The 20,905-nt window shown below is 72.8% G+C and carries 13 protein-coding genes; 2 read left to right on the top strand and 11 right to left on the bottom strand.

What is annotated here, in order from left to right:
- The first annotated feature begins 139 nt into the window (after positions 1 to 139).
- Together OOJ98_RS04120 and OOJ98_RS04115 are read left to right on the top strand one after the other, a co-directional pair.
- Complete coding sequence (locus OOJ98_RS04120; RefSeq protein ID WP_267053235.1) at positions 140 to 3,010, top strand: CDP-glycerol glycerophosphotransferase family protein; 2,871 nt, start codon at positions 140 to 142, stop codon at positions 3,008 to 3,010.
- Entirely contained in the window at positions 3,007 to 4,173 is a 1,167-nt protein-coding gene (locus OOJ98_RS04115; RefSeq protein WP_267053234.1) for a glycosyltransferase, read from the top strand. Before OOJ98_RS04120 ends, OOJ98_RS04115 begins: the two co-directional genes overlap by 4 nt.
- A 91-nt stretch (positions 4,174 to 4,264) precedes the next feature.
- Here the strand turns inward: OOJ98_RS04115 and galE are convergent, their stop codons facing one another.
- The 11 genes from galE to OOJ98_RS04060 all read right to left on the bottom strand — a co-directional run bounded on the left by galE (position 4,265) and on the right by OOJ98_RS04060 (position 20,880).
- A complete protein-coding gene (galE, locus tag OOJ98_RS04110) occupies positions 4,265 to 5,245 on the bottom strand; it encodes a UDP-glucose 4-epimerase GalE (protein ID WP_267053233.1) in 981 nt (326 codons plus the stop codon).
- A 16-nt stretch (positions 5,246 to 5,261) separates the two neighbouring features.
- Positions 5,262 to 6,902 (bottom strand): glycosyltransferase family 2 protein, encoded by a 1,641-nt coding sequence (locus OOJ98_RS04105; protein ID WP_267053232.1) that lies wholly within the window; start codon positions 6,900 to 6,902, stop codon positions 5,262 to 5,264.
- Between the two features lie 511 nt (positions 6,903 to 7,413).
- The gene (gene obgE / locus OOJ98_RS04100; RefSeq protein WP_267053231.1) at positions 7,414 to 8,853 is read right to left on the bottom strand and encodes a GTPase ObgE; all 1,440 of its coding nucleotides are present in this window, start codon (positions 8,851 to 8,853) and stop codon (positions 7,414 to 7,416) included.
- A 146-nt stretch (positions 8,854 to 8,999) separates the two neighbouring features.
- On the bottom strand, positions 9,000 to 9,254 hold the full coding sequence (gene rpmA, locus OOJ98_RS04095; RefSeq protein ID WP_267053230.1) for a 50S ribosomal protein L27: 255 nt from the start codon (positions 9,252 to 9,254) through the stop codon (positions 9,000 to 9,002).
- Positions 9,255 to 9,268: 14 nt separating this feature from the next.
- Entirely contained in the window at positions 9,269 to 9,589 is a 321-nt protein-coding gene (gene rplU / locus OOJ98_RS04090; RefSeq protein ID WP_010062939.1) for a 50S ribosomal protein L21, read from the bottom strand.
- 170 nt (positions 9,590 to 9,759) lie between these two features.
- Positions 9,760 to 10,647: a UTP--glucose-1-phosphate uridylyltransferase GalU gene (galU, locus tag OOJ98_RS04085; RefSeq protein WP_267053229.1), complete on the bottom strand. Its 888-nt coding sequence runs from the start codon at positions 10,645 to 10,647 to the stop codon at positions 9,760 to 9,762.
- 183 nt (positions 10,648 to 10,830) lie between these two features.
- Positions 10,831 to 14,931: a ribonuclease E/G gene (locus OOJ98_RS04080; protein ID WP_267053228.1), complete on the bottom strand. Its 4,101-nt coding sequence runs from the start codon at positions 14,929 to 14,931 to the stop codon at positions 10,831 to 10,833.
- 237 nt (positions 14,932 to 15,168) lie between these two features.
- Entirely contained in the window at positions 15,169 to 15,948 is a 780-nt protein-coding gene (locus OOJ98_RS04075) for a TIGR03936 family radical SAM-associated protein (RefSeq protein ID WP_267053227.1), read from the bottom strand.
- A gap of 133 nt (positions 15,949 to 16,081) precedes the next feature.
- Positions 16,082 to 17,173 (bottom strand): hypothetical protein, encoded by a 1,092-nt coding sequence (locus OOJ98_RS04070; protein WP_267053226.1) that lies wholly within the window; start codon positions 17,171 to 17,173, stop codon positions 16,082 to 16,084.
- Between the two features lie 63 nt (positions 17,174 to 17,236).
- Positions 17,237 to 19,162 (bottom strand): TIGR03960 family B12-binding radical SAM protein, encoded by a 1,926-nt coding sequence (locus OOJ98_RS04065; protein ID WP_267053225.1) that lies wholly within the window; start codon positions 19,160 to 19,162, stop codon positions 17,237 to 17,239.
- Positions 19,163 to 19,254: 92 nt separating this feature from the next.
- Positions 19,255 to 20,880, bottom strand: a complete 1,626-nt coding sequence (locus OOJ98_RS04060) for a CYTH and CHAD domain-containing protein (RefSeq protein WP_267053224.1) — start codon at positions 20,878 to 20,880, stop codon at positions 19,255 to 19,257.
- Between the last annotated feature and the right edge of the window lie 25 nt (positions 20,881 to 20,905).

Raw genomic sequence — 20,905 nt, 5'->3', positions numbered from 1 at the left:
TCACAGTTGAGTAACGAACCACCGGGAGGCTCGATGCGTCCGTACCGGCCACGGGCGACGCCCGCCCCGGGCGGCTGCCGGGAGGGCGATGGATACCAGGTAGCGTTGAACCGCATGCCATTAGCACAAATAGATTGAGGTGCCAGTGCCTGACGTCTCTGTGATCGTCATCGTCTACAACGATGCCGATCGACTGCCGACGGCCGTCCAGTCTGCTCTGGACCAGACGCACAAGAGCGTCGAGGTCCTGATCGTCGACGACTGCAGCAAGGACCGCTCCTACGAGGTAGCCCAGGAGCTCCAGGCCGCCAACCCGGGACGGGTGCGGGCATTCCAGCTGCCGCAGAACAGCGGTGGCTGCGGGGCACCCCGTAACCACGGCATCTCCGAGGCTCTTGGCACGTACGTAATATTCCTCGACAGCGACGACGTCCTGGAGGAGAACGCCTGCCGGAACATGGTCGGCGCGGCCGAGCGCACCGGCGCCGATCTCGTCTCCGGCCTGTGCGTGCGGGTCTTCGTGGACAGCCGGCACGGCAAGACCACCGAGTGGTACCCGTGGCTGTACGCGACGAGCCGCACCCTGGAGTCGATCACCGAGCTGCCCGACCTGCTGGTCTTCGACACCCTCTCCACCAACAAGTGCTACCGGCGTGAGTTCCTGCTCGAACAGAATCTGTCCTTCCCGGTCGGCATTCACTACGAGGACCTGCTGTTCTCGGCGCAGGCGTATGTCGCGGCCCGGCGCATCGCCCTGATCCCCAACCGCGTGTACTCGTGGAACGTCGTGGAGAACTCCGCGGAGAAGTCGATCAGCAACCGGCGCCACGAGATCGCCAACTTCGTGCACCGCATGGAGATCCACCAGCGCATCGACGAGCTGCTGGAGGAGAAGGGCTACGAGGACCTCAAGTTCCGCAAGGACGTCAAGTTCCTCAAGCACGACCTTGTGCTCCATCTGCGCGATCTTCCGCTCCTGGACACCGCGTACCGGCACGAGTTCGCCGAGCTGGCCAACAGCTACCTGGCGACGATCTCTCCGCTCGCCTACGCCGAGGTCCAGCCCATCCAGGCGATCTGCGCCTACCTCCTGGGCAAGGAGGACTGGAAGAACCTGCTGCCCGCGGCCGACGCCCTCAACACGCCCGGCAAGCTCACCGTGCCCCTGGTGGAGCAGGACGGGCGCGTCTACTGGTGCGCCGAGCACCTGGACGACCCGGACGGCGCCCGCATCCTCGACGTCACGGACGCCGGCCACCACATCCGTCCGCTGAACAAGCTCTCCCTCGGCAACCGCCTCACCTCCTACTCCGACGACGGCCGCGACAAGGTGCGCCTCAGCGGCTCGGTGGTCAATCCGCTGGGCCGGATCAAGCCCGGCGCGAAGCTGAGCGGCACCCTGGAGTTCCGGGCCCGCCGCACCAGCCTGCAGTCCTTCCGCTTCCCGCTGGCCTCGGTGACCCACGCGGGCACCACGCTGGACTGGGAGGCCGAGGCCGACCTCGGCCACAAGCTGCGCCCGCTCGGCATCATCGACGTGGTGTGGGACGTCCGGATGAACCTGGTGATCGACGGCGAGACCGTCACCACCCGTGTCTCGGCCGGCGGGATCGACGTGAACGCGGGCCACGCGCTGCGCGTCCGTCCCCGTCTGACCCGTCTGGTCTCCGACCGCATCGAGCCGTCGGTCTCCAAGAAGGGCAACCTGAGCTACGTCCTGACCGCCTCGGGCGCCGCGACCGTCCGCACCCAGGGCCTGATCGAGGAGGCCCTGCGGAGCAAGGCCGCCGGGGTCGCCAAGCAGGGCCTGCGCAAGGCCCGCCGGGTGAAGAAGGACCTCAGCTCGGGCGAGACCAAGGTCCGCGTCTACCACGACGTGTTCTCCAAGCTGCCGCTCCGCAAGGGCCTGGTGGTCTTCGAGAGCCACATGGGCAAGCAGTTCAGCGACAGCCCGAAGGCGATCTACGACGAGATGCGCCGCCAGGGCGTCGAGTTCGAGGCCGTCTGGGCCTACGAGGGCGCCAAGCCCACCGGCTTCCCCAAGGACGCCACGCTGGTCAGACGCTGGAGCTACCCCTACCTGCGGGCCCTGGCGCAGGCCGAGTTCTGGATCGACAACCAGGGCTTCCCCAAGACGCTGACCAAGCGGGCCGGCACCACGTACATCCAGACCTGGCACGGCAGCGCCCTGAAGCGGATGGGCTTCGACCTGCCGCAGATGAAGGTGCTCGCCCGTCCCGACCGCGAGCGCCTCCAGCAGGCCCTGGACCGCTTCGACCACTTCCTGGTCCGCTCCGAGCACGACGTACGCACCCTCGCCGAGGCGTTCCGGCTGCGCGACGACCGGCTGCTGCGCGTGGGCTACCCGCGCAACGACGAGCTGGTGCGGGCGCGCGAGCAGGAGAGCGCGAGCGGTGTGCGCGAGCGCGGTGCCATCGCCGCCGAGCTGAAGATCGACCCGGCCAAGAAGGTCCTGCTGTACGCGCCGACGTTCCGGACCACGCCGAAGGGCGCGGTGCGCCGTTTCGAGCTGCCCTTCGACGTCGAGGCCTTCGCGAAGCGCTTCGGCGACGAGTACACGCTGCTGATCCGCTCGCACTACCTCAACCAGGTCGTGCTGCCGCCGTCGGTGCGCGACCGGGTGATCGACGTCTCCAGCGGCTACGACATCTCGCCGCTGCTCGTCCTCTCCGACGCCCTGATCACCGACTATTCGTCGCTGATGTTCGACTACACCCTGCTCGACCGCCCGATGATCTTCTTCACGTACGACTACGAGGAGTACGCGGGCGAGGCCCGGGGCACCTACTTCGACCTCCGGGAGAAGGCGCCGGGGCCGATGGTGGACACCGAGGCCGCGCTGTTCGCGGCGGTGGAGGAGCTCAAGTCGGCGGACACCGAGTACACCGGGGCGCGGGAGCGTTTCGCCGCCGAGTTCGGCGAGTACGACCGGGGCACCGCCGCCCAGCAGATCGTCGACAAGTTCTTCACCTCCGGGAGCGGCAAGTGACCGAGCAGACCGCCAAGGACGGCGGCCGTGACATCTTCATCGTCTCCAACGCCGTCAACGAGCTCGGCGGCGTGGCGACCTGGTCGCACCAGATGGCCCAGCTGTTCGCGGCCCGCGGCAACCTGGTCCACATGGTCGGCATCACCCCGCCCACCCACGCCTTCGAGCTGGCCGCGGACCTGCCGTACGGCACGACCACGCTGTACGACGCCCATCCGCCGTCGGTGCCGGGCCCGCGCGGCATCAAGGGCAAGCTGAACCTGGCCGAGCACCGCCGTCGCGCCGCCCGCACCGCGGGGATGCACGAGCAGGCCGCCAAGCTCACCCGGATGTTCCGCAAGGCCCGGCCCGGCGCGGTCGTCATCGTCACGCAGGTGTGGGCGATGGAGTGGGTGGCGCTCGCCGACACCTCCACCGTCACCGTCATCGGCATGACGCACGAGTCGTTCGAGACCTGCCGCAGGTCCTCCCGGTTCGGGCGGGTCAAGCGCTTCTACAAGGACGTCGACCGGCTGCTCGCGCTGACCCGCGAGGACGCCGACCTGTGGGCCCAGCAGAGGCTCGACAACGTCGACTTCATGCCCAACCCGCTGCCGTTCTTCCCCGAGACGCCGTCGCCGCGCACCTCCAAGCACGTGGTGAGCATCGGCCGGCTCCACGAGGAGAAGGGCACCGACCTGCTCCTGGACGCCTGGGCCGGAGTGGCTCCGCTGCACCCGGGCTGGACGCTGCGGATCTACGGTTCGGGCTCGGACGAGGAGACGCTGCGCCGCCAGTGCACCGCGCTGGGTCTGGACGGCTCGGTGGAGTGGATGGGCCGGACCGACGACCCGGCGGGCGCGCTGCGCGACGGCGCGGTCTTCACGCTCGCCTCGCGCGGTGAGGGCTTCCCGCTCTCGCTCCTGGAGGCCATGGCCACGGGTGTGCCGTGTGTGGCCTTCGACGTCGCCCCCGGCATCCGGGAGATCATCCGGGACGGCGAGGACGGCCTGCTCGCGCCGCCCGGCGACACCCTGCTCTTCGCGCGCCGCCTGGAGACGCTCCTCGCCGACCAGGACCTGCGCGACCGGTTCGGAGACGCGGCCCGCGAGAACATCCAGCGCTACCGGACGGACGAGATCGTCCGGCGCTGGGAGGACCTCTTCTCGTTCCTTCAGCGGTGATCCGCGAGGTGTGACCGCCCGGTACGACGCGAAAGGCCCCGCCGCTCGGCGGGGCCTTTCGCGTCTGCGCGTACGGAATGTGCGGGGCGGGTCAGCCGTCGCGGTGGTGGCGCCAGCCGTTCCACGCCGAGGAGATCATCGAGCGCACGTCGTGGTGCGCCTTCCAGCCCAGCTCGGCGGCGATGCGGTCGGCGGACGCGACGACGCGCGCCGGGTCGCCCGCGCGGCGCGGGTGGACCTCGGGGGTGATGCCACGGCCGCTGATCTCGTTGATCAGGTCGGCCATCTCGCGCACCGAAACGCCTTCGCCGCGGCCGATGTTGACCGTCAGGTCGCGGTACTCGCCGGCCTCCGCGGTCTCGGCGAGCTTGCGGGCGGCGGCCAGGTGGGCGTCGGCGAGGTCCTCGACGTGGATGTAGTCGCGCACGCAGGTGCCGTCGGGGGTCGCGTAGTCGTCGCCGAAGATGCGCGGCGGCTGCCCCTCCTCCAGCTTCTCGAACACCATCGGAACGAGGTTGAAGACGCCGGTGTCGGCGAGCTCGGGGGTGGCGGCACCCGCCACGTTGAAGTAGCGCAGGCAGCCCGTGGAGATGCCGTGCGCCTTTCCGGCGGCGCGCACCAGCCACTCGCCGGCCAGCTTGGTCTCGCCGTACGGGCTCATCGGCAGGCACGGGGTGTCCTCGGTGACGAGGTCGACGTCCGGCATGCCGTACACGGAGGCGGAGGAGGAGAACAGGAAGGTGCGCACGCCCGCGGCGGCGACCGCCTCCAGGAGGACGGTCAGGCCGAAGACGTTCTCGCGGTAGTAGTGCAGCGGGATCTCGACGGACTCCCCGACCTGCTTCTTGCCCGCGAGGTGCACCACACCGGTGATCGCGTGCTCGGCGAAGGTGCGGTCGAGGAGCTCGCGGTCCAGGACGGAGCCGACGACCAGCGGAACGTCCTGCGGCACCCGGCCCTTGTCACCGGTGGAGAGGTCGTCGAGGACGACCACGTTCTCGCCCGCCGCCGTCATGGCCCTCACGACGTGGGAACCGATGTATCCGGCGCCGCCGGTGATCAGAAAAGTCATATGCGCGTCCACGTCCTCATCGTCGCTTCGATCGAGCCGTCCGGGCCAGTCTGCGCAGCTTCCCGCCGACCACCCCGAAGGCCCCCTGCACTCCGGGCGCGAGCCGCACCGCGAGCGATCCGCTCGACGTGCGGTACGGCTGCACCAGCAGAACACCGTACCGGCTGCCGGGAACGGCCGTGCGCCGCAGACCGCCCGCCAGGGCCCGCACGGTGGTGCGCGGGCCGGGTCCCGCCGGGGTGTCCAGACGGACCCGCAGGTCCCAGATCTGGGTGCCGCGGCCGCCCGCGGCGGCGAGGCCGGCCAGGGGCACGGACACCTGGCCGCTCCAGCCGCCGTCGGCGGTCCGCAGCGGTGCCGTGACGGTCAGGGCGCTCTCGCCGCCGTCCCGCGGCACGAACTCCACGTCGGCGGCGGTGGGCGCCCCGGCCGCCGCGAGCCGGCCGTACAGCTCGTGCACGCGCAGCTTGAGGACGCCGCGCCGGCCGGCGAGCAGCGTCGCGTCGACGGTGACGGGGAGCCGCTCGGCGGGCAGCGCGTCGAGCCCGTCCAGCGGTACGCCGGCGAGGTCCTCGGCCCATACGGGCCCGCCGTCGGCGGTGGCGTACGGCGGCAGCAGGCGGGGCGGGTCGGCGGCGAGCTGGGAGAGCCGGTCCAGGTCGCGGGGCCCGTCGGCGACGAGCACCACCTGGGCGAGCCAGCGGGCCGGCGCGGTGGCCGCGGCGAGGTCGGCGGGGGCGAAGCCGGCGAGGTGGTCGCGGGTCAGGCGCCACCAGTCGGCCCGGTAGGCGGCGTCGCGCACGCGCAGCTCGCGCAGGTACAGACACAGGTCGTAGTCGACGAACTTGGTGCGGCAGGCGGCCGCGAGCTCCTTGCGGCCGGCGGCGGCGAACGCCTCGACGGCCTCGGTGTGGGCGGCGATGCGGGCCTGCCAGTTGGCCACGTCGGCGCGGGCCAGCGAGATCGACACCTGGGCGGCGGCGCGGCGCACGTGCCAGACGTAGACCAGCTCGGGGACGACCGCGACGCGGGGGGCGGCGGCGTACACCCGGGCCGCGAAGACGAAGTCCTCGTAGGTGAACTTCCCTTCCGGGAACCGGAGTTGACGGTCAGTCAGGAAGTCGCGGCGGTAGAGCTTGTTGACGCAGAGGGTGTCGTGGAGCAGGCGCGGCTCATCCTCGGGCGACGCGTACACGGCGGCCTCGCGGTACAGACCGGGCTGCCAGCGCACGTCCCGCCCGGCGGGCAGCTCACGGCGGACGGCCCGGCCGACGGTGACCTCGGCGCGGTGCTCCTCGGCGGCGGCGAGCAGCGCGGGGACGGCGCCGGGGGGCAGCACGTCGTCACTGTCGAGGAACATCACGTACGGGGCGGTGGCGGCGGCGATCCCGTCGTTGCGGGGTGTTCCGCAGCCTCCGCTGTTCTCCGTACGGCGCACCACGCGCAGCCGGGGCTCGGTGGTGGCCAGCTGGTCGAGGACGGCGGCCGTGCCGTCGCTCGAACAGTCGTCGACGGCCACGACCTCGGTGACGGCGGAGCCCTGCGCGAGCGCGGAGCGTACGGCGGCGGTGACGAGGGCGGCGTCGTTGTAGGCGATGACGACGACGCCGACGCCGAGGGGGCTGTCGCCGTTCGGGGAGGTAGCGCGCGGACTCACCCGCAGAATCCTACGTGAGCCGGACTTCCCCACACCGCTCGGCACCGGGTGCCCTACGGGGGCGCGGGGAACTGCGCGGGCGACCCAGCACGGTCCGCAGCCGAAAGCCTGGCCCCTGGGGCTCCGCCCCAGACCCCGTTCGCGCCTTAAGGGCGCTCGTCCTCAAACGCCGGACAGGCTGAAGACGCCGGTGCAGGGCGCCCTGCCAAGGGAACCCCGCCGGGGCGCGGGACTGTGCCGTCTACGCGGCTCCGCCACGACGAGCGCGACCGGTCGGCACCGGGTGCCCTACCAGGGGCGCGGGGAACTGCGCGGGCGACCCAGCACGGTCCGCAGCCGAGGTCCCTGGGGCTCCGCCCCAGACCCCGATCGCGCCTGAAAGGCGCTCGTCCTCAAACGCCGGACAGGCTGAAGACGCCGGTGCAGGGCGCCCTGCCAAGGGGAACCCCGCCGGGGGGCGCCGCACCTCGCGGGGTGCAGCGGCCGGCGGGGTGCGGCGGCCCGGGGCCGGTCAGAAGGGACCGAACTCCTTGAATTCCTGGTCCGCCTCGTCCCGCTCCGCCTCCCGGTCACGGCGACGCTGGGCCGCAGGCCGCGGCGCCTCCATGCGGTGGTCCTCGCCACGACGGCCCAGCATCTCCGCGCCGGCCATCATCGTCGGCTCCCAGTCGAAGACGACCGCGTTCTCCTCGGGCCCGATGGCCACGCCGTCGCCGGAGCGAGCGCCCGCCTTCATCAGCGCGTCCTCGACGCCGAGACGGTTGAGGCGGTCGGCGAGGTAGCCGACGGCCTCGTCGTTGTTGAAGTCGGTCTGGCGGATCCAGCGCTCCGGCTTCTCGCCGCGCACCCGGTAGACCTCGTTCGTCTCGTCGAAGGTGACGGTGAAGCCCGCGTCGTCGACGGCCTTGGGCCGGATGACGATGCGCGTCGCCTCTTCCTTCGGCTTCGCCGCACGCGACTCGGCCACGATCCCGGCGAGCGCGAAGGACAGCTCCTTCAGGCCCGTACGGGCGACGGCGGACGCCTCGAAGACCCGGTAGCCGCGCTCTTCGAGCTCCGGCCGGATCATGTCCGCGAGGTCCTGCCCGTCCGGGATGTCGATCTTGTTGAGGACGACGATGCGCGGCCGGTCGTCGAGCCCGCCGTACTGCTTGAGCTCCTCCTCGATGATGTCGAGGTCGGAGACCGGGTCGCGGTCGGATTCGAGCGTCGCGGTGTCCAGGACGTGCACGAGCACCGAGCAGCGCTCGACGTGCCGCAGGAATTCGAGGCCGAGGCCCTTGCCCTGGCTGGCGCCGGGGATCAGACCGGGGACGTCGGCGATGGTGTAGACGGTCGAACCGGCCGTCACCACGCCCAGGTTGGGGACGAGGGTCGTGAACGGGTAGTCCGCGATCTTGGGCTTGGCCGCCGAGAGGACGGAGATCAGCGAGGACTTGCCGGCGCTCGGGTAGCCCACCAGCGCCACATCGGCGACGGTCTTGAGCTCCAGGACGATGTCCGCGGACTCGCCCGGCACGCCGAGCAGCGCGAAGCCGGGGGCCTTGCGGCGCGCGGAGGCGAGCGCCGCGTTGCCCAGGCCGCCGCGGCCGCCCTGGCCCGCGACGTACGTGGTGCCCTCGCCGACCAGGTCGGCGAGCACGTTGCCCTGCTTGTCGAGGACGACGGTGCCGTCGGGCACGGGCAGGACGAGGTCCTGGCCGTCCTTGCCGGAGCGGTTGTCACCGGCACCGGGCTGGCCGTTGGTGGCCTTGCGGTGCGGCGAGTGGTGGTAGTCGAGGAGCGTCGTCACGGACTGGTCGACGACCAGCGTGACATCGCCGCCACGGCCGCCGTTGCCGCCGTCCGGGCCGCCGAGCGGCTTGAACTTCTCACGGTGGACGGAGGCACAGCCGTGGCCTCCGTTACCCGCGGCGACGTGCAGCTCGACGCGGTCCACGAAGGTGGTCATGGGATGTGCCTCCTGAGGCCCCCGAGCCGGAGGCCAGGGGGAAGATACGGGGATGTCTATTCTGTAACACGCGAAAGGCGGACCCGCTTCCCGAAAGGGAAGTGAGGTCCGCCTCCGCTGAAATCGCTCTACAGATGCCTAAGTGATCAGGCAGCCGGAACGATGTTCACGACCTTGCGGCCACGGTGGGTGCCGAACTGCACCGCACCGGCCTGCAGCGCGAACAGGGTGTCGTCGCCACCGCGACCGACGCCCGCACCCGGGTGGAAGTGGGTGCCGCGCTGGCGGACCAGGATCTCACCGGCGTTGACGGTCTGGCCGCCGAAGCGCTTGACGCCGAGCCGCTGAGCGTTGGAGTCGCGACCGTTCCGAGTGGACGATGCGCCCTTCTTGTGTGCCATGTCTCCTCAGTCCCTTACTTCGCAGCCGTGGGGATGCCGGTGACCTTGATCGCCGTGTACTGCTGGCGGTGGCCCTGGCGACGGCGGTAACCGGTCTTGTTCTTGTACCGAAGGATGTCGATCTTGGCACCCTTGTGGTGGTCCACGATCTCGGCGGTGACCTTGATGCCGTCGAGAACCCACGGGTCGCTCGTCACGGCGTCGCCGTCGACAACGAGCAGGGTCGAGAGCTCGACCGTGTCGCCAACCTTGGCAGTGGAAATCTTGTCAACCTCAACGATGTCGCCGACAGCAACCTTGTGCTGGCGACCACCGCTGCGCACGATGGCGTACACGCGGATCTCTCTCTCGCTCGATACGGAACCCTTGAAGCCAGCCGTCCCGCGGAAACGCAGGCGGCCTCCCCCGGCGGACCGGGAGGTGAGGTGCTCAGGGGCGGGCGCGTAGACAAACACGCCGAGGGTCAAGGCTACGGGGCCGGGCGTGGTGGGTCAAACCAGCGTCATTACCCGCACTCCTCGGCGACGAAACCACGCAGCCACGCCCGGAAGTCCGGGCCGAGATCCGCCCGCTCGCCGGCCAGGCGCACGATGGCCCGCAGGTACTCCGCCCGGTCCCCCGTGTCGTACCGGCGCCCGGTGAAGACCACGCCGTGCACGGTGTCGAGCCGGTTGAGCGCGTCGGTGAGCTGGATCTCGCCGCCCCGGCCGGGCCCGGTGGTGCGCAGCACGTCGAAGACGGCCGGGTCGAGGACGTAGCGGCCGATCACCGCGAGGTTCGAGGGCGCCGCGTCCCGGTCGGGCTTCTCCACCAGGCCCGTCACCCGGACCACGTCCTCCTCGCCGGTCGCCTGTACGGCCGCGCAGCCGTACAGGTGGATCTGCTCGGGCGCCACCTCCATCAGCGCGACCACGCTGCCGCCCTCGCGTTCCTGGACCTCCACCATGCGGGCGAGGAGCGGGTCGCGGGCATCGATCAGGTCGTCGCCGAGCAGCACCGCGAAGGGCTCGTCCCCCACGTGCGGGGCGGCGCACAGCACCGCGTGGCCGAGCCCCTTGGGGTCGCCCTGGCGTACGTAGTGGACCGTGGCCAGGTCGCTGGACTCGCGCACCTTGGCGAGCCGGTCGGCGTCTCCCTTGCGGACCAGCGCGGACTCCAGCTCGTGGTTGCGGTCGAAGTGGTCCTCAAGGGCCCGCTTGTTGCGTCCGGTGACCATGAGGACGTCCCACAGGCCCGCCGCGACCGCCTCCTCCACCACGTACTGGATGGCCGGCTTGTCCACCACCGGCAGCATCTCCTTGGGCGTCGCCTTGGTGGCCGGCAGGAAGCGGGTGCCGAGCCCGGCGGCGGGGATGACGGCTTTGCTGATCGCGGCTCTGCTGATCGCACTCATGCGGGGCGCGGACTCTCCTTCGTACGACGAAGCCCGCCCCCGGGGTTCCGGGGGCGGGCTCCTGGGCCTCGCATCAGCCAACTACCGCTCGGTGTACGCCGGCTGAGCGGAGGCTGTCCGTCAGCTGTCGGATGCCGTCGGGTGACGGCATCCGGTCCGGTGCACCGGTGGGCGGCCGCGCCGTCAGTCCTCCGTGGAGGCCGACACCGACGACTGCTGCTGCTCGGCCGCCGCCGTCTTCTTGGTGGCGGCCTTCTTGGCGGTCGTCTTCTTCGCCACGGTCTTCTTGGCCGCCGTCTTCTTGGTGGCGGCCTTCTTCGCGGTGGCCTTCTTCGCCGTCTTGCGGGCCGCCTTCTTGGCCGGAGCGGACTCCTCAGCGGCTTCCGCGGGCTCGGCCGGAGCCGACTCCTCGGCGGCCGGAGCGGCGACCACCACGACGACCGCGGCGTCCTCGGCACCCGACGGCGAACCGGCCGGGGCGGTGGCCTTGCGGGTCGCCCGGCGGCGCGCCTTCGGCGGGGCGGCGACGGGCGCCTCCTCGACGACGGACTCCTCGACGGCCGCGGCCGGTCCGGCCACGGACACGGCGGGCTCCGCCACCGGCTCCTCGGCCTTGTGCTCGGGCTCCGTGACGACCACGACCGGCTCCGCGGCGGCCGAGGCCGGCGCGCCCGCCGGGGCGGTCGCCTTGCGGGTGGCACGGCGACGGGTCCGGCCGCGCGGCGCGTCGTCCTCGATGAACGAGGCGACGGTCACCGCGGCCGGAGCCTGCTGGGCCACGGGCTCCTCGACCGCGGCGGCCGGGGCGGCCGGGGTCTCGACGGCCGCCGCGCGCGGCGCACCGGCCGGGGCCGACGCCTTGCGGGTGGCGCGACGGCGGGACCTGCCGCCGCGGGCCGCGGACTCCGCCTCGGCGACGCTGCTGTACAGCTCCTCGTCGGGCACGAACTCGGGCTCGGCGAGCGCGACCGGCGCCGCGACCTCCGCGGCGACCTCCGCCTCGGACTCGACGGCCTCGATGTCCTCGGCCTCCGTGACCTCGTGGGTCTCGTGGTCGTGCGTGTGCTGGTCGTGCTCGGCGCCGCCGCGGCCGCGCTTCTTGGCACGCTTGCCGGCGCCGCCGGAGACTGCGGGCTGCTCCATGTGCACGATCACACCGCGCCCGTTGCAGTGGACGCAGGTCTCCGAGAACGACTCGAGCAGGCCCTGGCCGACCCGCTTGCGGGTCATCTGGACCAGGCCGAGCGAGGTGACCTCGGCCACCTGGTGCTTGGTGCGGTCCCGGCCCAGGCATTCGAGCAGCCGGCGCAGGACGAGGTCGCGGTTGGACTCCAGGACCATGTCGATGAAGTCGATGACGACGATGCCGCCCAGGTCGCGCAGGCGCAACTGGCGCACGATCTCCTCGGCCGCTTCGAGGTTGTTCCTCGTCACGGTCTCTTCGAGGTTGCCGCCCTGGCCGGTGAACTTGCCGGTGTTGACGTCGACGACGATCATCGCCTCGGTCTTGTCGATCACCAGCGAGCCGCCCGAGGGCAGCCAGACCTTGCGGTCGAGCGCCTTGGCGAGCTGCTCGTCGATCCGGTACGTCGCGAAGACGTCGACCTCGCTGGTCCAGCGCGACAGGCGCTCGGTGAGGTCCGGGGCGACGTGCGCGACGTAGCCGTGGATGGTGTCCCACGCCTCGTCACCGCTGACGATGACCTTGGTGAAGTCCTCGTTGAAGATGTCGCGGACGACGCGGACGGTCATGTCCGGCTCGCCGTAGAGCAGCGACGGCGAGGACGTCGAGATCTGGCCGGCCTTCTTCTGGATGTCGGTCCACTGCGCCTGGAGGCGCTCGACGTCACGGCGCAGCTCGTCCTCGCTGGCGCCCTCGGCGGCGGTGCGCACGATGACGCCCGCGTCCTCGGGGACGATCTTCTTGAGGATGGTCTTCAGACGCGCGCGCTCGGTGTCGGGCAGCTTGCGGCTGATGCCGGTCATCGAGCCCTCGGGCACGTACACCAGGTAGCGGCCGGGCAGCGAGACCTGGCTGGTCAGGCGGGCGCCCTTGTGGCCGATCGGGTCCTTGGTGACCTGGACGAGCACCGACTGGCCGGACTTGAGGGCGGCCTCGATGCGGCGCGGGCCGTTGCCCATGCCGAGCGACTCGAAGTTGACCTCACCGGCGTACAGGACGGCGTTGCGGCCCTTGCCGATGTCGACGAACGCGGCCTCCATCGACGGCAGCACGTTCTGGACCTTGCCCAGGTAGACGTTGCCGACGTACGAGGTGGCCTGCTCCTTGTTGACGTAGTGCTCGACGAGCACGTCGTCTTCGAGGACGCCGATCTGGGTGCGCTCGCCGCTCTGGCGGACGACCATGACGCGCTCGACGGCCTCGCGGCGGGCCAGGAACTCGGCCTCGGTGATGATCGGGACGCGGCGGCGGCCCTGCTCGCGGCCCTCGCGGCGGCGCTGCTTCTTCGCCTCCAGACGCGTCGAGCCCTTGATGGACTGGACCTCGTCGGAGGAGGTGGAGCCGGAGGCGGCCTCGATGCGCTCGCGGGTCGTGCGGGGCTCGCGGACCTTGACGACGGTGCGCTCCGGGTCGTCGGCGCCCTGCTCGGACTCGGGGCCCGCGTCGCCCGAGCGGCGACGGCGGCGGCGCCGGCGACGGCTGCTGCTGGTGCCGGCCGCGGACGGGGTGCCGTCCTCGTCCTCGTCGTCCTCTTCGTCGGACTCGGCGGGGGCGTCGTTGCCGTCGCCCTGCTCGGCCGGCTCGTACGACTGCTCCTCCGCGGCGTCCTCGGCCTCGGGGGCCTCGCCGCGGCGACGGCGACGGCCGCCACGGCGACGGCGGCGCGAGGGGCGGTCGTCGTCGCCCTCGTCGGAGTCCGCGTCGGCCTCCGCCTCGGCCTCGGCGGGCTCTTCGGCCTGCTCCTCGACCGGCTCGGCGGCGGGCTTCTCCTGGACCGGCTCGGCGCTCTCGCCGCGGCGGCGGCGACGGCGCGAGCGGCCCTGCGGCTCGGCGGCGGCTTCGGCGGCGGTCTCGACGACCGTCTCCTCGTCCTCGGCCGGCTCGGGCTCCTCGACGCGGGCGGCGGCAGCGGCGGCCGCGGCCGTCTCCGGCGTCTGGAACATGGGCTCGGTGAAGACCGGCGCCTGGAACACGGCGACGGCGGGGCGGGTGGCGCGGCGGCGGGACCGGCCGGTGGGCTCCTCCTGCTGCGGCGCGGCCTGCGGCTCCGGCTCGGCCACCGGGGTGAACTGCGGGGTGGACGCGGGCCGGGCGGCGCGACGGCGGCCTCGGCCACGCGGCGCCTCGTCCTCGGCCGGGGTCTCCGCGGCGGCCTGCGTCTCCGCGACGGCCGGAGCCTCGGCGGGCTGCGCGGACGCGGGCTGCTCGGTGGCGGCCTGCGGGGACCCGGCGGGCGCGGTGGCCTTACGGGTCGCACGGCGACGGGTGCGCGGCGCGGGCGCCTCGGTCTCGGCGGGGGCGACGGCGGCGGCCTCCTCGGCCTCCTCCGTCTCGTCCTCGTCGAGCTCCTCGGCGGCGACGATGTCGGCGACGGCCGGGGCCGCGACCGTGGTCTGCGGGGCGGTCGCCTTGCGGGTGGCCCGGCGACGCGTACGGGGCGCGGGCGCCTCGGCCGGCTCGTCCTCGACGACGCTCTCGGGCGCCGCGGCGACGACCGGGGCCTCGACCACCTCGACGACCTCCTCGGCGGCCTGCGGCGCACCGGCGGGCGCGGTGGCCTTACGGGTCGCGCGGCGACGTGTACGGGGCGCGGGCGCCTCGGCACTCTCGTCGGCGGCCTCGGCTGCAGCCGGCGCGGGCGCGGCCTCGACGATCTCCTCCGCACCCTGCGGCGTTCCGGCGGGCGCGGTGGCCTTACGGGTCGCGCGGCGACGGGTGCGCGGCGCGGGCGCCTCGGTCTCGGCGGGGGCGGCCGGCGTGTCGACGGAGGCGGGCGCCTGCGCCGTCTGCGCGGGCTCGGCGGCCTGTGTCGCGGCGGGCGCGGTCGCGGTGCGGGTGGCGCGGCGACGGGTGCGCGGCGCCGGGGCGGCGGCCTCGTCGGCGGCCGGTGCGGCCTGCGCGGTGTTCTGCTCCGCGTTCCGCGCTGCGGGGTTCTGCTCCGCGGCGGATGCCGCGGGCTCGGTGCCCTGCGCGCCGGCCGGGGGGCCGGCGGGCCGCGACGCCGCGCGGCGCCTGCGGCGCGGCGGCAGCGTGTCGCTGGGGCTGTTCTGGTCGTTGTGGGTGGTGTCCCCGGCCGTACCGGGTTCGTTCTGCTCAAGCATGCGGGCGTAGCTCCCGTCACGCTCCCGGGCGCCGCGCCTGTTCCGGTCCGGCGGCACGTACCGCGTGATGTGCGCGGGTGCCGCCGTCCGGGGCGCGGGCGCCGCACGGGAGCTGATATGTCTGGCTCGCCGGTTCCCTGCGCGGTATACGCACGGCCTGGCGAAAGTCTTTTAGGTCAGTGCGCGGCCCGACCCAGGTGGCTCCCGAGTGCCAGGGCTGCGCTACAACGACCGCCCTTACGCGGCGGGACCTTCCGGCGCCGTCGCAGAGACGGTCCCGGCGGCCGTTTGTGGAGCGGCCGGGGCTGCCTCGCGGTCGGGCGCGAGCGGGTCGGTCACCGTGCCGGACTCCTCGTCGAAGAGCCCCTGCGCCAGCCTGGTCACCGCTGCGGGGACCGGCGGCGCCAGGTCGGCCACAGCTCGGAGACCGGACAGGACGTCGTCGGGTCGTACGGCAGGTGTCAGGTGCCGCACTACCAGCCGCAGTATCGCACAGGCGTCGTCGAGAGGCCTATCGGCCTGCGGAGAAAGCGCCTGGAGCTCGGCGACCGCACCCCGGGTGTCGAAGGTGCGCATGCCGTTCTTGGTCTTGCGCTGGACCTCGACGGTCTCGGCGGCGAGGAACGCCTCGACGGCCTTGGCCGCCGCGTCCACGGTGACGCCGTCGAGCCGCAGCTCCCAGATGGAGGCGGTCAGCCGGTCGGCGAGGCCGGAGGTGCGGGCCTCGACCGCGTCGATCACGTCGAGCCCGGTGGGCAGCGACTCGTCGAGCAGGGCGCGCAGTTCCTCGGGATCGCGCTGTGCGGTGAGCGCGATCTCCAGGTATTCGGCCTCGGAGCCGACGCCGGTGGGTGCGGCGTTGGCGTACGACACCTTGGGGTGGGGGGTGAAGCCCGCCGAGTACGCCATGGGCACCTCGGCGCGGCGAAGCGCGCGCTCGAAGGCGCGCTGGAAGTCACGGTGGCTGGTGAACCGGAGGCGGCCGCGCTTGGTGTAGCGCAGGCGGATGCGCTGCACCGCGGGTGCGGGCGGCGGGCCTTCGGGCTGTCGCTTGCCCAGTGGTTCTTCTCCTCGGTGCGGGGCGGGCGCGGTGAGCGCCGCCCACCGTCCTGTGGGGGCCCCTCCGGTCACGGCCCGTGCGCCGCCCGGCTCATCCCTCCGCTTTGCTGAGGGAGATCTCGGGGGCGGGCACCGCGCCGGAGGCAGTAGTTGTACTACCCAGAGTACGCGCCCGGTGCTCCGGTAGTTCCCGCGGCGGCCCGCCGACCAGTGCCCGCCACGCGTCACGCCGGGCGGTGCGCACGGTCTCGCGGGCCGACGCCAGCGCCGCGCGCGCAGCCCGGCCCGCCTCGCGCAGGGCGCGCCGGACCGGCCGGAGCACGGCGTCGCGCACCCAGTGCCCGACGGGTGTGAGCAGCACCTCGTACACCCAGCGCGCCGGCCGCCCGACGAGGGTGCGGGCGAGCCAGGCGAGCCCGCGCCCCACGGCCCGCGACACGAAGCCGGCGGCCCGCCAGCCGAACCCGATCGCCGCGCCGGTCTCGCGGACGACGACGAGCACCGCTCGCCCGAGCGGCGTCAGGACCGTGCGGTACAGCCACCGGGCGGGGATCACGACCAGCACCACGCCGAGCGCGGCGAGCCCGGCCCCCGCGAGCGCGACGACCCGGGCGATCCCGTGCCCGGCCGGGGTGAGCAGGTACCGGTACAGGAATCCCGCCGGCACCAGCAGCCCGTACCGCAGCACCGGCGCGAGGACCCAGCGCCAGAGCGCGGCCCAGGGCCACACGAACACCGCCCGCGCCACCCACCCGAGCACGGCCCCCACGCCCCGCGCCAGCCGCGCGACCCCGGCCCCGACGGCCCGCCCGGCCGGCGTGAGGACCACCCGGTACACCCACGCCAGGGGCGCGACGAGGAGCGTCCCCACGCCCCACACCAGCGCCGTTCCCAGACCCCGGGCGACCGCGCCGAGCCCGGCCCCGACCGCGCTGCCCAGCCAGGCGACCGCATGCCCCGCCGGCGTCAGCACGGCCCGGTACAACCACCCGAACGGGATCACCACCAGCACCCGCCACACCGGCGCGAGCACCACCCGCCGCAGCGCCTTCGCCCCGGCCACGAGCAGATCCCAGACCATCCGCACCGGAACGACGAGCACGGACACGACGACCCGCACGGGCAGTCGGACGGCGACGGTGAGGCAGCCTTCGGAACCCCGCGGGGCCGGATGGTTCTCCATACGCCCAAGGACGCACGAAGGGCCCCCGGCCGTTGCGACCGGGGGCCCTTCGTGATCAGCCGGTTACTTGACGACCGTCAGCGGCAGCAGCTTCTTGCCCGTGGGGCCGATCTGGATGCTCGTGTCCATCTGCGGGCACACGCCGCAGTCGAAGCACGGGGTCCAGCGGCAGTCCTCGACCTCGGTCTCGTCGAGCGAGTCCTGCCAGTCCTCCCACAGCCAGTCCTTGTCGAGGCCCGAGTCGAGGTGGTCCCAGGGGAGGACCTCCTCGTAGGTGCGCTCGCGGGTGGTGTACCAGTCGACGTCCACGCCGAAGGCGGGCAGCGTCTTGTCGGCGCAGGCCATCCAGCGGTCGTAGCTGAAGTGCTCGCGCCAGCCGTCGAAGCGGCCGCCGTCCTCGTAGACGGCGCGGATGACGGCGCCCACGCGGCGGTCGCCGCGGGAGAGCAGGCCCTCGACGATGCCGGGCTTGCCGTCGTGGTAGCGGAAGCCGATGGAGCGGCCGTACTTCTTGTCGCCGCGGATCTTGTCGCGCAGCTTGGTGAGGCGCGCGTCGGTGTCCTCGGCGCTGAGCTGCGGGGCCCACTGGAACGGGGTGTGCGGCTTGGGCACGAACCCGCCGATGGAGACGGTGCAGCGGATGTCGTTCTGGCCGGAGACCTCGCGGCCCTTGGCGATGACGTTGACCGCCATGTCGCCGATCTGCAGGACGTCGTCGTCGGTCTCGGTGGGCAGGCCGCACATGAAGTACAGCTTCACCTGGCGCCAGCCGTTGCCGTACGCGGTCGCGACGGTCCGGATGAGGTCCTCTTCGGAGACCATCTTGTTGATGACCTTGCGCATGCGCTCGGAGCCGCCCTCGGGGGCGAAGGTGAGGCCCGAGCGGCGGCCGTTGCGGGTCAGCTCGTTGGCGAGGTCGACGTTGAACGCGTCCACCCGGGTCGAGGGCAGCGACAGGCCGATCTTGTCGTCCGTGTAGCGGTCCGCGAGGCCCTTGGCGATGTCCCCGATCTCGGTGTGGTCGGCGGAGGAGAGGGAGAGCAGGCCCACCTCTTCGAAGCCGGTCGCCTTGAGGCCCTTCTCCACCATCTCGCCGATGCCGGTGATGCTTCGCTCCCGCACGGGGCGCGTGATCATGCCGGCCTGGCAGAAGCGGCAGCCGCGGGTGCAGCCGCGGAAGATCTCCACGGACATGCGCTCGTGGACGGTCTCGGCGAGCGGGACCAGGGGCTGCTTGGGGTAGGGCCACTCGTCGAGGTCCATGACGGTGTGCTTGGAGACCCGCCACGGCACGCCCGACCGGTTCGGCACGACCCGGGCGATCCGGCCGTCGGGGAGGTACTCGACGTCGTAGAACGCGGGCACGTAGACGCTGCCCGTACGCGACAGGCGGAACAGGACCTCCTCGCGGCCGCCGGGGCATCCCTCGGCCTTCCACGCGCGGACGATCTCCGTCATGTCGAGCACGGCCTGCTCGCCGTCGCCGATGATCGCGCAGTCGATGAAGTCCGCGATCGGCTCGGGGTTGAAGGCCGCGTGGCCGCCCGCGAGGACGATCGGGTCGTCGATGGTGCGGTCCTTGGACTCCAGCGGGATGCCCGCGAGGTCCAGGGCCGTGAGCATGTTGGTGTAGCCCAGCTCGGTGGAGAAGCTGAGGCCGAAGACGTCGAACGCCTTCAGCGGGCGGTGCGAGTCCACGGTGAACTGCGGCACCTTGTGCTCGCGCATCAGCTCTTCCATGTCCGGCCACACGCTGTACGTGCGCTCGGCGAGGACACCCTCGCGCTCGTTCAGTACCTCGTAGAGGATCATGACGCCCTGGTTGGGCAGCCCGACCTCGTACGCGTCCGGGTACATGAGCGCCCAGCGGACGTCACACTCGTCCCAGGCCTTGACGGTGGAGTTGAGCTCACCGCCGACGTACTGGATCGGCTTCTGCACATGCGGGAGCAGCGCTTCGAGCTGTGGGAAGACGGACTCGGCAGACATCTCGACCTTCGTGGGCTGGCAGGGGGCGACTCTCTAGCGTAACGCGAGCCGGGTCGCCCCCTCGCACGACGAGGTCACCCCTCCCCCGGCGCTCAGGAGCCGGCGGCCCGCAGGCGCCTGCGGAGCTTCGGTTTCGCTGCCCGCGCCCACACCGCGGGCAGCTCGCGCTCGGCCAGCGCGGCCGCCGCCTCCTCGCGCCCGTACAGCAGTCCCCAGGTGAACGCGGACTCCCCCGCGGCGTGGGCCTGCGCGGCCAGCAGCCGCAGGGTCTCGCGGGCGACGACGCTGTCCTGGTGGTCGCCGAGCAGGCCCTGCACGGCCTTGACGCGCCGGGCGGCCTTCTTCGCGGGGCCCCCGAGCAGGGGCTTCGCGGCCTCGGCGGCGTACCGGGCGCGCTTGGCGGCCTTGCGGGCCTCGTGCAGGGCGATGTCGCGCCGGCGGCCGGGGGCGAGGGCGAGGGCGGTGTCGATGCGGCCCGCGAGGCGCCGGTGGTCCTTGAGCACGGCCTTGGCCAGGACCTCGGCGGCGGGCCTGGCGGCGGCGGGGCGCAGCGGTGGGGCGGCGAGCAGCGCGTCGAGGGCGTCGAGGAGGGCGAGGTAGCGCTCGCCGTCGAGCACGGCGAGCGTCCGGCGCCGGGTGCCGGCGGACCGGGCGGCGCTCCAGACGCGGAGCCGGGCGCGGACCGGGCCGAGCCGCAGGGTGCGGGGCACTGCCTTGAGGTGGGCGCGCAGGCGCTGGGTGAGGACTTCGCGGTCGCGGTCGGCCCCCAGCTCGCCCGCGAGCCATTTCAGTTCGTCGCCCAGGGGGTCGGTGACGGCCCGGTCGACGACCTTGGCGTACGACCGGAACGCGCTGCGCAGCCGGCGGGTGGCGACCCGCATCCGGTGGACGGCGTCGGGCAGGTCGCGCCGGACGGCCGGGTCGTGGGCGACGAGGACGTCGCGCTGGCGGCGCAGGTAGCGCAGCACTTCGGCGCCGGCGGTGCCGTCGGCGGGCTCGGCGGCGCGGCCGCAGGCGCGGTCCTCGCCGCTCGCGCCGGACGCGTCGCCGGTTCCGCCGGACGCGCCGTCCGCACGGGCACGGCTGTCCTCGCGCGCCTGCGGCGGCGCCGTCTCGCGCAGGGCGCGGGCCACCTTGGAGGCGCTCGTCGAGGGCCGGATGCCCGCCTTGCGCAGCTGCTTCTCCACACCGTCCAGGATGCTCTCGTCGTGGACCCCGTCGGCGAGTTCGACCTCGATCTCGGTCCAGGCGGTGCTGGAGGCGCCCTCGGTGAGCCCCTCGGCGCGGACGGTGTCGATGCTCAGCTCGGCGAGCAGGGTGCCGTCGTCGGCCAGGAGGTGGCGCACCTCCCGTGAGGAGAGCAGGCGTACGACGGGGACGAGCCGGCCGGCGCGGACCCGGGCGCGCACCAGGGCGGTCAGCTCCGGCGGCGGCTCGTCGCAGAGCGGGGCGCGCACCTCGTCGCGGACGCCCTCGGAGACGGGGAGCTTCAGGTGCCAGCCGGCGTCGGCGCCGCCGGTCCTGCGGCGTAGGGTGAGGGAGCCGGCGTCGAGGCGCAGGTCGGGGGTGTCGTAGTAGACCGCGTCGAGGTCGACGACGCCTTGGTCGACCACGCCGGCGATGCCGGGCACCCGGGTCAATTCGGGGAGCCGGGGCCGGTCCCCGTGCGATGCGGGGAACTCGAATTTCCGCTCGATCTCGCGCTTCGTGTCCGCCATGAACCGAATCTAGGCGCGTTTCGCG

The sequence above is a fragment of the Streptomyces sp. NBC_00083 genome, assembly GCF_026343295.1.
Taxonomy (GTDB): Bacteria; Actinomycetota; Actinomycetes; order Streptomycetales; family Streptomycetaceae; genus Streptomyces.
This window is presented reverse-complemented; position numbering and strand designations above follow the sequence as displayed.

Coding starts and splice junctions, on each gene's coding strand:
- OOJ98_RS04065 (WP_267053225.1), bottom strand. CDS start 19,162: ATGTCTGCCGAGTCCGTCTTCCCACAGCTCGAAGCGCTGCTCCCGCAT.
- galE (WP_267053233.1), bottom strand. CDS start 5,245: ATGACTTTTCTGATCACCGGCGGCGCCGGATACATCGGTTCCCACGTC.
- OOJ98_RS04060 (WP_267053224.1), bottom strand. CDS start 20,880: ATGGCGGACACGAAGCGCGAGATCGAGCGGAAATTCGAGTTCCCCGCA.
- OOJ98_RS04080 (WP_267053228.1), bottom strand. CDS start 14,931: ATGCTTGAGCAGAACGAACCCGGTACGGCCGGGGACACCACCCACAAC.
- rpmA (WP_267053230.1), bottom strand. CDS start 9,254: ATGGCACACAAGAAGGGCGCATCGTCCACTCGGAACGGTCGCGACTCC.
- OOJ98_RS04070 (WP_267053226.1), bottom strand. CDS start 17,173: ATGGAGAACCATCCGGCCCCGCGGGGTTCCGAAGGCTGCCTCACCGTC.
- obgE (WP_267053231.1), bottom strand. CDS start 8,853: ATGACCACCTTCGTGGACCGCGTCGAGCTGCACGTCGCCGCGGGTAAC.
- galU (WP_267053229.1), bottom strand. CDS start 10,647: ATGAGTGCGATCAGCAGAGCCGCGATCAGCAAAGCCGTCATCCCCGCC.